Raw genomic sequence first — 12,354 nt, forward strand, 5'->3', positions numbered from 1 at the left:
CCATGTCCGCCCCCACCCTCCCCGCCGGCGAGCAGCGGGAGGCATGCGTCAGCGACGCCGCCTCCCGCTCTCGCCCGGCCCCGCGGCGCGAGGCGTTCGTACGGGCCGTCGGCCGCAACCTGTCCGCGCACGCCTTCCTGATCGGCGCCGTCCTGTGCTTCTCGTTCTTCTCCTGGTACCCGATGGTCAGGGAGTTCCTCCTGGCCTTCCAGAAGACCGAGGACGGGCGGACGACCTGGGCCGGCTGGGACAACCTCCGGACGGTCTTCGCCGATCCCGCCATCTGGCAGGCCTGGCGCGGCACGCTCCTCTTCACCGGCCTCGCCCTGGTCCTCGGGTTCGCCGTCCCCTTCGTGGTCGCGCTCGTGATCAACGAATTCCGGCACGCCCAGGCCTATTTGCGGCTGCTGGTCTATCTGCCGGTCATGCTGCCGCCGGTCGCGTCCGTGCTGCTCTTCAAGTACTTGTACGACCCCGGGTACGGACTCTTCAACACCGTCCTGGACGCCCTCCACCTACCGCAGCAGCAGTGGCTCCAGGACCCCGACACCGCGATGCTCTCCGTCGTCATCGCCGCCACCTGGATGAACATGGGCGGCGCGACCCTGATCTACCTGGCCGCGCTCCAGTCCATCCCCGGCGAGCTCTACGAGGCGGCCGAGCTGGACGGCGCGGGAGTGCTGCGCAAGATCTGGCACGTCACCATCCCGCAGACCCGGCTCATCCTCTCGCTCCTGCTGCTGATGCAGATCGTCGCGACGATGCAGGTCTTCACCGAGCCGTTCCTGCTGACGAACGGCGCGGGCCCGGAGGGTTCGACGACCACCGTCGTCTACCTCATCTACCAGTACGCCTTCAACTTCAACGACTACGGGGCCGCGGCGGCGCTCGGCCTGCTCCTGCTCGTACTGCTGGCCGGCTTCTCGGCCGCGTACGTACGGCTGAGCCGCACCGCCGACGACACATGAACGGGGGAGCGCGACGCACATGACCACTCGGACGCTCATTTCACCCGCACAGCTGGCCCGGCCCCGCGCCCGCTATGCCTACTGGACCGTCCTCGCCCTGGTCCTCGTCCTCTTCACGACCGTCTTCCTCGGACCGCTGTACTGGATGGTCACGGGCGGGCTGAAGACCACCCAGGAGGCCGTGCAGTCACCGCCGACCCTGGTCCCCGGCTCTCTGCACCCGGAGACGTACGCCAGGGCGTGGGAGGTGATGGACCTCGCCCGGCTGCTGTTCAACACGCTGTACTACGCCTTCGGGGCGCTCGCCTTCCAGCTCGTGCTCAATGTCGCGGCCGCCTACTCGCTGTCCAGGCTCCGGCCCGTCCTCGGCAGGGCGATCCTCGGGATGATGCTCGTCACGCTGATGATCCCGGCGACCGTCCTCGTCGTACCGCAGTACCTGACGGTCCTCGACGTGCCGATCGTGGAACGCAACCTGCTCAACTCGCCCTGGGCGATCTGGCTGCCGTCCGTCACCAACGCCTTCAACATCTTCCTGTTGAAGCGGTTCTTCGACTCGATCCCGCAGGAGCTGCTCGACGCCGCCTCGATCGACGGGGCATCGCGGCTGCGCACCCTGTGGTCGGTGGTGCTGCCCATCTCCCGGCCCATCCTGGGCGTCGTCTCCATCTTCGCGGTGGTCGGCGTCTGGAAGGACTTCCTCTGGCCGATGCTCACCCTGCCCGACCCCACGAAGCAGACGCTGAACGTGGGGATCTACTCGCTCGCCAGCGGAGTGCCGGAGAACGTCCTCATCGCGGCCCTCACGATCGCGTCCGTGCCCACACTCCTGATCTTCCTGATCTTCCAGCGGAACATCATGAGCGGCCTGACGGCAGGCGGACTCAAGGGCTGACGCTCTCGGACGCGACGGCCGACGCCCCTCCCACCCCGAAAGGATCCACGTGTCCGCATCGGATTCGGACTGGTGGCGCTCCGCCGCCATCTACCAGGTGTACGTACGCAGCTTCGCCGACGGCGACGGGGACGGCACGGGCGACCTCGCCGGCGTACGGGCGGGACTGCCCTACCTCGCCGAACTGGGCATCGATGCGCTCTGGTTCACGCCCTGGTACCTCTCGCCGCTCGCGGACGGCGGGTACGACGTCGCCGACTACCGCTGCATCGACCCCGCCTTCGGCACCCTCGTCGAGGCCGAGAAGCTCATCGCCGAGGCACGCCAGGCGGGCATCAGGACAATCGTCGACATCGTCCCCAACCACGTCTCCGACCAGCACGCCTGGTTCAGGGCCGCGCGTGCGGCCCGCCCGGGCAGCCCCGAGCGGGCCCTCTTCCACTTCCGGCCCGGCCGGGGCACGGACGGCGAACTGCCCCCCAACGACTGGGAGTCCGAGTTCGGCGGCAGCGCCTGGACCCGGCTGCCCGACGGCGAGTGGTACCTGCATCTCTTCGCGCCCGAACAGCCCGATCTGAACTGGGCCCATCCCGCGGTGCGCGGCGAGCACGAGGAGATCCTGCGCTTCTGGTTCGAGCGCGGCGTCGCGGGCGTACGGATCGACTCGGCCGCGCTGCCGGTCAAGGACGCGGACCTGCCCGACCTCGGGGCGGGCCGTGACCCGCACCCGTACATCGACCGGGACGAGCTGCACGACATCTACCGCTCCTGGCGGGCCGTCGCCGACGAGTACGGCGGGATCTTCGTCGGCGAGGTCTGGCTCCCGGACTCCGAGCGCTTCGCCCGTTATCTGCGCCCCGACGAGCTGCACACCGCGTTCAACCTGAGCTTCCTCGCCTGCCCCTGGGACGCGGAGAAGCTGCGCCGCACCATCGACGAGACCCTGGCCGAGCACGCGCCCGTCGGCGCCCCGGCGACCTGGGTCCTGTGCAACCACGACGTGACGCGCACGGTCACACGCTACGGACGCGAGGACACCGGCTTCGACTTCGCGACCAAGGTCTTCGGCACCCCGACGGACCTCGCGCTCGGGACCCGGCGCGCCCGGGCAGCGGCCCTGCTCTCGCTGGCGCTGCCCGGATCCGTCTACGTCTACCAGGGCGAGGAGCTCGGCCTCCCGGAGGCGGAGATCCCACGGGACCGGATCCAGGACCCGATGCACTTCCGCTCCGGCGGCACCGACCCGGGGCGCGACGGCTGCCGGGTGCCGCTGCCGTGGACCGGCACGCCCCCGGCCGCCGAACCCTGGCTGCCGCAGCCGGCCGGCTGGTTCGCGTACGCCGCCGACCGTCAGGCGTCCGACCCCGGCTCGATGCTCAGCCTCTACCGCACGGCGCTGCGGCTGCGGCGCACCGAACCGGGCTTCGGGGACGGGCCGATGACATGGCTGCCCTCCGCTCCCGGCGTCCTGGCCTTCGCCCGGCCGCACGGGCTGGTGTGCGTGGCCAACCTGGGCGCGGACCCGGTCGCCCTGCCGCCCCACGAGTCGGTGCTCCTGACGAGCGGACCACTGACGTCGGGCGAGCTGCCGGGGGACACGGCGGTGTGGCTGCGGGCCCGAGGAGGGGGCCGCTGACGCCGGGGCCGGCTCAGGGCATCCGCGCTGCGGCCCGCTCCGTGGGACCGCAGCCGCCCCAGCCGCTCCCCGGTGGTCTGCCGGCCCCGCCTCTATCCTGGGCCCGACGCGTACCGGAGCCCCACAGGAGTCGTCTTGAGCAATCCGCAGATCCCCGTCATCGTCCTCGCGGGCTTTCTGGGATCCGGCAAGACGACCTTGCTCAACCATCTGCTGCGGGCGAGCCGCGGCACCAGGATCGGTGCGATCGTCAATGACTTCGGGGCGATCGAGATCGACGCCATGACCGTGGCCGGGCAGCTCGGCGACTCCACGGTGTCCCTCGGCAACGGCTGTCTGTGCTGCGCCGTCGACGCGAGCGAGCTGGACGTCTTCCTCGAGAAGCTCACCCGGCCCGCCGCCCGGCTCGATGTGATCGTCATCGAGGCGAGCGGGCTCGCGGAGCCGCAGGAGCTCATCCGGATGCTCCTGGCCAGCGAGAACGAGCGGATCGTGTACGGCGGTCTCGTCGAGGTCGTCGACGCGGCCGAGTTCGACGCGACCCGCGAGCGGCACCCCGAGCTCGACCGGCATCTCGGTATCGCCGATCTGGTCGTGCTGAACAAGGCGGACCGGGTCGACGACGCGGCCGGGCAGCTGCTGCGCGAGCGGATCGCCGGCCTCTCCGAGGGGGCCGCGGTGATCCCGGCGACGTACGGGCGCGTCGATCCCGAGCTGCTCTTCGAGTGCCGCCCGCGCGGCGAGCGCGTGGGCCAGCTGTCGTTCGAGGACCTCTACGACGACGAGCACGAGCACACGCACCAGCACGAGCACGAGCACCAGCACGACGAGCGCGACGGCCATCTGCACGCCGCCTACGAGACCGTCTCGTTCACCTCCGCCGAGCCGCTCCACCCGCGCAGACTGCTGGACTTCCTCGACGCACGGCCCGAAGGGCTCTACCGCATCAAGGGACATGTCGACTTCGGAGAGGGCGACCCCCGCAACCGGTACACCGTCCACTCCGTCGGACGGTTCCTCCGGTTCTACCCGGAGCCCTGGCCCGCCGGTGCGGAGCGCGCGACCCGACTGGTCCTCATCGGCGCTGGCATCGACACGGGGAGCCTGCTCAAGGAGCTCGACGCCGCCAGGGTGAACGGCCCGCAGGACGCCCCGGAGGAGCACACCATGTGGGGCATCCTCCGTTACGTACCGGAGCCGGAGCCGGAGCCGGAGCCGGAGCCGGAGCCCGAGGACGAGTCGGAGCCCGAGCCGAGGCAGGCCGTCCCGCAGGACACGGACGGCTGGTAGGGGAGCGGAAAACGGCGAAGCGCGCCCACCCGCCAGTGGGCGCGCTTGCGTGCTCGAGGTGCCGCGGTTACGACGCCGGGCCCGCCAGTGCCGCCACCGGCTTCGACAGCGGCGTACCCGAGCCGTCACGCCGCGGGTCGATCTCCGGCAGCTCCGACGGGGTGCCGTTCTTCTGCGCCGCGTGGGCCGGGTTCGCACCCGCCCAGGCCAGGACCAGGACGTCCTCGCCCTTGAGGAACCGCTGGCAGCGCACGCCACCGGTCGCCCGGCCCTTGCGGGGGTACTGGTCGAAGGGCGTCAGCTTCGCGCTCGTCACCGAGTCGTCCAGCGTGCCGGTGGAGCCCGCGGCCGTGAAGACCACCGCGTCCGCCGCCGGGTCGACCGCGGTGAAGGAGATCACCTCGGCGCCCTCCGTGAGCTTGATGCCCGCCATACCGCCCGCCGGCCGGCCCTGCGGCCTGACCTGCGAGGCCTGGAAGCGCAGCAGCTGGGCGTCGGAGGTGATGAAGACCAGGTCCTCCTCGCCCGTACGCAGCTCGGTGCCGCCCACGATCCGGTCGCCCTCCTTGAGGGTGATGACCTCCAGCTCGTCCTTGTTGGCCGGGTAGTCCGGCACGACCCGCTTCACCACGCCCTGCAGCGTGCCCAGCGCCAGACCGGGAGAGGCCTCGTCGAGGGTGGTCAGGCACACCACCGTCTCGTCCGCCTCCAGGGACAGGAACTCGGACAGCTGTGCCCCGCCCGACAGATTCGGCGCTGCGGCGGTGTCCGGCAGCTGCGGGAGGTCGATCACCGAGAGCCGGAGCAGACGCCCGGCCGAGGTCACGACTCCCACGTCGCCGCGCGCGGTCGCGGGAATCGCGGAGACGATCACATCGTGCTTCGCGCGCTTGCCGCCGGCGTCCGGCAGCGGCTCCCCGGTGACCGTACGGGCCAGGAGCCCCGTCGAGGACAGCAGCACCCGGCACGGGTCGTCCGCGACCTGCAGCGACGCGGCCGGAAGGGGCGTGCCCGCGGACTCCAGCAGCACAGTGCGCCGCTCGGTGCCGAACTTCTTGGCCACCGCGGCCAGTTCGGCCGAGACCAGCTTGCGCAGCTCGGCGTCCGACTCCAGGATCCGGGTCAGCTCCGCGATCTCCGCGGTCAGCTTGTCGCGCTCGCTCTCCAGCTCGATGCGGTCGAACTTGGTGAGCCGGCGCAGCGGGGTGTCCAGGATGTACTGCGTCTGGACCTCGCTGAGCGAGAAGTGCGCGATGAGCCGCTCCTTGGCCTGCGCCGAGTTGTCACTGGAGCGGATGAGGCGGATGACCTCGTCGATGTCCAGGAGCGCGACGAGCAGACCCTCGACGAGGTGCAGCCGGTCGCTCTTCTTGCCGCGCCGGAACTCGCTGCGGCGGCGGACGACGTCGAAGCGGTGGTCGAGGTAGACCTCGAGCAGCTCCTTGAGGCCCAGCGTGAGCGGCTGGCCGTCGACCAGCGCCACGTTGTTGATACCGAAGGACTCCTCCATCGGCGTCAGCTTGTACAGCTGCTCCAGGACGGCCTCGGGGATGAAGCCGTTCTTGACCTCGATGACCAGACGCAGTCCGTGCGCACGGTCCGTGAGGTCCTTGACGTCCGCGATGCCCTGCAGCTTCTTCGAACCGACCAGGTCCTTGATCTTCGCGATCACCTTCTCCGGGCCGACCGTGAAGGGCAGCTCGGTGACGACGAGGCCCTTTCGGCGCGCCGTGACGTTCTCCACGGTCACCGTGGCGCGGATCTTGAAGGTGCCGCGGCCCGTCTCGTACGCGTCCTTGATCCCGGACAGGCCCACGATCCGGCCGCCGGTCGGCAGGTCGGGACCGGGCACGTACCGCATCAGCGTCTCGAGGTCGGCGCCCGGGTGCCTGATCAGATGGCGGGCCGCGGCGATGACCTCGCCCAGGTTGTGCGGCGGCATGTTCGTCGCCATGCCGACGGCGATTCCGGAGGCGCCGTTGACCAGCAGGTTCGGGAACGCTGCCGGCAGGGCGACGGGCTCCCGCTCCTGCCCGTCGTAGTTCGGCGAGAAATCGACGGTGTCCTCGTCGATCGACTCGGTCATCAGGCTCGTCGCGTCGGCCATCCGGCACTCGGTGTAACGCATCGCGGCCGGAGGGTCGTCATTGCCCAGGGAGCCGAAGTTGCCGTGGCCGTCGACCAGCGGCAGACGCATCGAGAAGGGCTGGGCCATGCGCACCAGCGCGTCGTAGATCGACGCGTCGCCGTGCGGGTGGAGCTTGCCCATGACCTCGCCGACGACGCGGGCGCACTTCACGTATCCGCGGTCGGGGCGCACCCCCATCTCGTTCATCTGGTACACGATCCGGCGGTGCACGGGCTTCATTCCGTCCCGGGCGTCCGGCAGGGCCCGGGAGTAGATCACCGAGTACGCGTACTCGAGGAAGGAGCCCTGCATTTCGTCGACGACGTCGATGTCGAGGATCCTCTCCTCGAAGTCGTCGGGCGGCGGCGTCTTCGTGCTGCGGCGGGCCATCGCTGCTGCGGCTCCTTCACCAACATGAACCATGAACGTGATCTGACGCGGACCATTGTGGACCGTCCCACCGACAACGCCGACCGCGACCCGGAACACCGGGTGGAAGCTGGGGGAACTTCGCCAGGTTCCGACCGGCTTGCATACAGTGGCAGGACATCCAGCAACGCGATCGAAGGGACTACATGCCCATGGGTCACACGGCCACAGCCCAGGCCGGCTCCGGCGGCCTGACAGCGACCGAGCACCGCCTGGCCAACGGTCTGCGCGTGGTGCTCTCCGAGGACCACCTGACCCCGGTCGCCGCGGTCTGCCTCTGGTACGACGTCGGCTCGCGCCACGAGGTCAAGGGGCGTACGGGCCTGGCTCACCTCTTCGAGCACCTGATGTTCCAGGGCTCCGCGCAGGTGCCGGGCAACGGCCACTTCGAGCTGGTCCAGGGTGCGGGCGGCTCGCTCAACGGCACCACCAGCTTCGAGCGCACCAACTACTTCGAGACCATGCCCGCCCACCAGCTGGAGCTCGCGCTCTGGCTGGAGGCCGACCGCATGGGATCGCTCCTCGCCGCGCTCGACGAGGAGTCCATGGAGAACCAGCGGGACGTCGTCAAGAACGAGCGCCGCCAGCGCTACGACAACGTTCCCTACGGAACGGCCTTCGAGAAGCTGACGGCTCTCGCCTACCCGGAGGGCCACCCCTACCACCACACCCCGATCGGCTCGATGGCCGACCTGGACGCGGCGACGCTGGAGGACGCGCGGAACTTCTTCCGTACGTACTACGCGCCGAACAACGCGGTGCTGTCGGTCGTCGGCGACATCGACCCGGAGGAGGCCCTCGCCTGGATCGAGAAGTACTTCGGCTCCATCCCGACGCATGACGGCAAGCAGCCGCCGCGCGACGGCGCCCTGCCCGAGATCATCGGGGAGCAGCTGCGCGAGGTCGTGGAGGAGGAGGTCCCGGCCCGCGCGCTGATGGCCGCCTACCGCCTTCCGCAGGACGGCACGCGCGAGTGCGACGCCGCCGACCTGGCGCTCACCGTCCTCGGCGGCGGCGAGTCGTCCCGGCTGCACAACCGCCTGGTGCGCCACGACCGCACGGCCGTCGCCGCGGGCTTCGGTCTGCTGCGGCTCGCCGGGGCGCCCTCGCTCGGCTGGCTGGACGTGAAGACGTCCGGCGGGGTCGAGGTGCCCGACATCGAGGCCGCCGTCGACGACGAGCTGGAGCGGTTCGCCGCCGAGGGCCCCACGGCCGAGGAGATGGAGCGCGCCCAGGCCCAGCTGGAGCGCGAGTGGCTCGACCGGCTCGGCACGGTCGCGGGCCGCGCCGACGAACTGTGCCGGTACGCGGTGCTGTTCGGCGACCCCCAGCTGGCGCTCAGCGCCGTCTCGCGGGTCCTCGACGTCACCGCCGAGGAGGTGCAGGCGGTCGCCCAGGCCCGGCTGCGGCCGGACAACCGGGCGGTGCTGGTGTACGAGCCCATCGCGGCCGGCGAGGACGACGCCGCCGACGACAACGACGACGCAGAGGGGGCGGACCAGTGACCGACGCTGCCGTGACCATGGACTTCCACCCGCAGCCGCAGGCGGGCGAGGCCAGGCCGTGGGCCTTCCCCGCCCCCGAGCGCGGTCTGCTCGACAACGGACTGACCGTCCTGCGGTGCCACCGCCCCGGCCAGCAGGTCGTGGCCGTGGAGATCTTCCTCACCGCCCCGCTGGACGCCGAGCCCGAGGGCCTCGACGGCGTTGCCACGATCATGGCCCGGGCGCTCTCCGAGGGCACCGACAAGCACACGGCCGAGGAGTTCGCCGCCGAGCTTGAGCGCTGCGGCGCCACCCTCGACTCGCACGCCGACCACCCCGGCGTCCGTGTCTCCCTCGAGGTGCCCGTCTCCCGGCTCCCCAAGGCGCTCGGCCTGCTCGCCGAGGCCCTGCGCGCGCCGCTCTTCGCCGACAGCGAGGTCGAGCGGCTCGTACGGAACCGGCTGGACGAGATCCCGCACGAGACCGCCAACCCCGCCCGCCGCGCCGCCAAGGAGCTCTCCAAGCAGCTCTTCCCGGCCTCCTCCCGGATGTCCCGCCCCCGCCAGGGCAGCGAGGAGACCGTCGAGCGCATCGACTCCGCGGCCGTCCGGGCCTTCTACGAGGCCCATGTCCGGCCCGCATCGGCCACCGCCGTGGTGGTCGGCGACCTGACCGGCGTCGACCTGGACGCCGTGCTGGCCGACACCCTCGGCGCCTGGACCGGTGGCCAGGCCGGGACCCGTCCCATGCCGCCGATCACCGCCGACGACACGGGCCGCGTCGTCATCGTCGACCGCCCCGGCGCGGTCCAGACGCAGCTCCTCATCGGCCGCGTCGGCCCGGACCGGCACGACCGGGTCTGGCCGGCCCAGGTCCTCGGCACGTACTGCCTCGGCGGCACCCTCACCTCCCGCCTGGACCGCGTCCTGCGCGAGGAGAAGGGGTACACGTACGGGGTCCGGGCCTTCGCCCAGGTCCTGCGCTCCGCCGCCGACGGCACGGGCGCGGCCACGCTCGCCATCAGCGGCTCCGTCGACACCCCGCACACCGGCCCGGCGCTGGACGACCTCTGGAAGGTGCTGCGCACCCTCGCCGCGGAGGGCCTGACGGACGCCGAGCGCGATGTCGCCGTTCAGAACCTGGTGGGTGTGGCCCCGCTGAAGTTCGAGACCGCGGCATCGGTCGCGGGCACGCTGGCCGACCAGGTCGAGCAGCACCTCCCGGACGACTACCAGGCCCAGCTGTACGCGCGCCTGGCCCAGACCGGCACCGTCGAGGCGACGGCCGCGGTCGTCAACGCCTTCCCGGTGGACAGGCTCGTCACGGTGCTCGTCGGCGACGCGTCCGAGATCGAGGAGCCGGTCAAGGCGCTCGGAATCGGTGAAGTGACCGTTGTCACGGGCTGATTGACTGCCGGTCGGCTCCGGCGCACTCGTGGGGCCCCGTTGGCATCGTGCCAACGGGGCCCTTCCGTATGTCCGTTTTGTTGGAGAGGCTGCGCTTCTGCCCTGTGGCATGTACAACAAATCTCTGTGTCCGTTTGGTGATTGAAAGATGTCCGGCTTAGCGTCATCTGCGCTGTCCGCCGGTTGCACCAGCCGCATTCGCGGCATCGGACAGCCATCGCCGAGTCCCCGTCGGGCGCGAGCCCGGGGAGCCGGGGACCCACATGTCCCCTGGGGTGAATCGGACGCCTTCGCACCCGTGCGGAGGGGCCCGTAGGAGACCTTCCTGCTCCGAACCCGTCAGCTAACCCGGTAGGCGAGAAGGAAGGAAAGGATCAGCCACTACATGGCGTTCACCCGTGCCACCGGGAAGCATCGTGGTCCGAGCCGGCTGACGCGCAAGCGCGTGGGTCTCGCCGGCGCCGCGGCCCTCGCCACCACCGGCGTCATCGGAAGCCTCGCCTCCCCGGCGCTCGCCGCCGACACGGAACTCCCCTCCCTCGAGGACACCGGCCTCAACCAGGCCTTCGTCGCCGCCGACACCCTCGCCGAGCAGATCGACGCCCAGGCCGACGCCCAGCAGCGTGAGGCCGACCTGGCCGCGGCCCGCGCGAAGGCCGAGGCCGAGGCGAAGCGCAAGGCGGAAGCCCGCCTCAAGGCGGCCCGCGAGGCCAAGGAGCGGGCCGCCCGCGAGGCCGAGCGCAAGCGCCTGATGTCCTACACGCTCCCGGTCGCCGGCTCGTACATCAGCACCGGCTACCAGGCGGGCGGCGCGGTCTGGTCCTCCGGCGGCCACACCGGCGTCGACTTCCACGCCCCGTCCGGCACTTCGGTCGTCGCCGTCGGCATGGGCACGGTCGTGGAGGCCGGCTGGGGTGGCGCGTACGGCAACAACATCGTGATCAAGATGAAGGACGGCACGTACACCCAGTACGGCCACCTGTCGTCCATCGGCGTCTCGGTCGGCCAGACCGTCACCCCTGGCCAGAAGATCGGTCTGTCCGGGTCCACCGGCAACTCGACGGGGCCGCACCTCCACTTCGAGGCCCGCACGAGCCCCGACTACGGCTCGGACATCGACCCGGTCGCGTATCTGCGCGGCCACGGCGTCCGCGTCTGACACCTGCCTCCGCGGCGTGGGCCCCGGCCCGGTCATGAAGACCGGCCGGGGCTTTCGGCCAGCGTATTCCGGCCAAAAGATATCCATGGATTCCCGTAGGCCATCGGAATTTCCGGCTCACTGCAATAGAGTCACCGAACAGACGTCGCTCGACGGGGTTTCGCGCGGATTAAAGGCGGAGGTTCGGTATGCGCATTCCTGCGCGCTCGGTATGCACGGCGATCCGCGACGACATCGTCTCCGGTGTCTTCGAGCGCGGCAGCCGGCTCACCGAGGAGCAGTTGGCGCGCCGCTACGGCGTCTCACGCGTCCCGGTGCGCGAAGCGCTGCGGACCCTGGAGGCGGAGGGCTTCGTCGTCACCCGCAGGCACGCGGGAGCGTGCGTCGCCGAGCCCACCGAGCAGGAGGCCGCCGATCTGCTGGAGATCCGGATGCTGCTGGAGCCGCTGGGCGCCGCGCGGGCCGCGCAACGGCGCACCGAGGCCCACCTCAAAGTGCTGCGCGGCCTGGTCAGGCTCGGCCAGGAGCGGGCGCGCCGGGGCCAGGGCGAGGACCTGCGCTCGCTCGGGGCCTGGTTCCACGAGACCCTCGTGCAGGCATCCGGCAGCCCCGGCCTCATCGCGCTGCTCACCCAGCTCCGGCACAAGATCGCCTGGATGTACGCCGTCGAGCAGCCCGCCCGGCCGGTGGAGTCCTGGGCCGAGCACGGCGCGATCGTGGACGCGGTGTCGCGCGGCGACGCGGAGCGGGCGCGGGCGCTCACCATGATGCACGCCGAGCGGATGACGGGTGCGCACCGGCTGCGCATTCCGGCGCGCGGGACGGTGAGGACTTCGCAACATGCCGTAAACACGGCGAGCGCCCGCAATTAACAAAAGCGCCGTATACAAAGAGGGGCTATTTCAAACAGCAGAGCCGCAGACCGGTAATTCCCGGTGACTGCGGCTCCGCCGTTTTCC

The 12,354-nt window shown here is 70.9% G+C and carries 9 protein-coding genes and 1 riboswitch; of the genes, 8 read left to right on the forward strand and 1 reads right to left on the reverse strand.

Annotation, left to right across the window (positions count from 1 at the left end):
• The first annotated feature begins 2 nt into the window (after positions 1-2).
• The 4 genes from ACFV9O_RS15750 to ACFV9O_RS15765 all read left to right on the forward strand — a co-directional run bounded on the left by ACFV9O_RS15750 (position 3) and on the right by ACFV9O_RS15765 (position 4,789).
• Entirely contained in the window at positions 3-968 is a 966-nt protein-coding gene (locus ACFV9O_RS15750; RefSeq protein ID WP_385417556.1) for a carbohydrate ABC transporter permease, read from the forward strand.
• Between the two features lie 19 nt (positions 969-987).
• A complete protein-coding gene (locus ACFV9O_RS15755) occupies positions 988-1,863 on the forward strand; it encodes a carbohydrate ABC transporter permease (RefSeq protein ID WP_385417558.1) in 876 nt (291 codons plus the stop codon).
• Positions 1,864-1,912: 49 nt separating this feature from the next.
• Positions 1,913-3,499 (forward strand): glycoside hydrolase family 13 protein, encoded by a 1,587-nt coding sequence (locus tag ACFV9O_RS15760; protein WP_385417561.1) that lies wholly within the window; start codon positions 1,913-1,915, stop codon positions 3,497-3,499.
• Between the two features lie 135 nt (positions 3,500-3,634).
• Entirely contained in the window at positions 3,635-4,789 is a 1,155-nt protein-coding gene (locus ACFV9O_RS15765; RefSeq protein WP_385417563.1) for a CobW family GTP-binding protein, read from the forward strand.
• Positions 4,790-4,856: 67 nt separating this feature from the next.
• On the opposite strand, the gene ACFV9O_RS15770 is transcribed toward ACFV9O_RS15765, so the two are convergent.
• A complete protein-coding gene (locus tag ACFV9O_RS15770; protein ID WP_385417566.1) occupies positions 4,857-7,307 on the reverse strand; it encodes a DNA topoisomerase (ATP-hydrolyzing) subunit A in 2,451 nt (816 codons plus the stop codon).
• Between the two features lie 191 nt (positions 7,308-7,498).
• Between ACFV9O_RS15770 and ACFV9O_RS15775 the strand changes: the two genes are divergently transcribed.
• The 4 genes from ACFV9O_RS15775 to ACFV9O_RS15790 all read left to right on the forward strand — a co-directional run bounded on the left by ACFV9O_RS15775 (position 7,499) and on the right by ACFV9O_RS15790 (position 12,267).
• Positions 7,499-8,851, forward strand: a complete 1,353-nt coding sequence (locus tag ACFV9O_RS15775) for a M16 family metallopeptidase (protein WP_385417568.1) — start codon at positions 7,499-7,501, stop codon at positions 8,849-8,851.
• On the forward strand, positions 8,848-10,236 hold the full coding sequence (locus tag ACFV9O_RS15780; RefSeq protein WP_385417571.1) for a M16 family metallopeptidase: 1,389 nt from the start codon (positions 8,848-8,850) through the stop codon (positions 10,234-10,236). The genes ACFV9O_RS15775 and ACFV9O_RS15780 overlap by 4 nt, the downstream gene beginning before the upstream one ends.
• Before the next feature lie 208 nt (positions 10,237-10,444).
• Positions 10,445-10,608: riboswitch (cyclic di-AMP (ydaO/yuaA leader) on the forward strand.
• Between the two features lie 13 nt (positions 10,609-10,621).
• Positions 10,622-11,395 (forward strand): M23 family metallopeptidase, encoded by a 774-nt coding sequence (locus ACFV9O_RS15785; RefSeq protein ID WP_385417574.1) that lies wholly within the window; start codon positions 10,622-10,624, stop codon positions 11,393-11,395.
• Between the two features lie 188 nt (positions 11,396-11,583).
• A complete protein-coding gene (locus tag ACFV9O_RS15790) occupies positions 11,584-12,267 on the forward strand; it encodes a GntR family transcriptional regulator (RefSeq protein WP_385417576.1) in 684 nt (227 codons plus the stop codon).
• Positions 12,268-12,354: the final 87 nt, after the last annotated feature.

Origin of the sequence: Streptomyces sp. NPDC059909, from assembly GCF_042730885.1 — a bacterium.
Lineage (GTDB): Bacteria > Actinomycetota > Actinomycetes > Streptomycetales > Streptomycetaceae > Streptomyces.

Coding starts and splice junctions, on each gene's coding strand:
- ACFV9O_RS15770 (WP_385417566.1), bottom strand. CDS start 7,307: ATGGCCCGCCGCAGCACGAAGACGCCGCCGCCCGACGACTTCGAGGAG.
- ACFV9O_RS15785 (WP_385417574.1), top strand. CDS start 10,622: ATGGCGTTCACCCGTGCCACCGGGAAGCATCGTGGTCCGAGCCGGCTG.
- ACFV9O_RS15755 (WP_385417558.1), top strand. CDS start 988: ATGACCACTCGGACGCTCATTTCACCCGCACAGCTGGCCCGGCCCCGC.
- ACFV9O_RS15790 (WP_385417576.1), top strand. CDS start 11,584: ATGCGCATTCCTGCGCGCTCGGTATGCACGGCGATCCGCGACGACATC.
- ACFV9O_RS15750 (WP_385417556.1), top strand. CDS start 3: ATGTCCGCCCCCACCCTCCCCGCCGGCGAGCAGCGGGAGGCATGCGTC.
- ACFV9O_RS15775 (WP_385417568.1), top strand. CDS start 7,499: ATGGGTCACACGGCCACAGCCCAGGCCGGCTCCGGCGGCCTGACAGCG.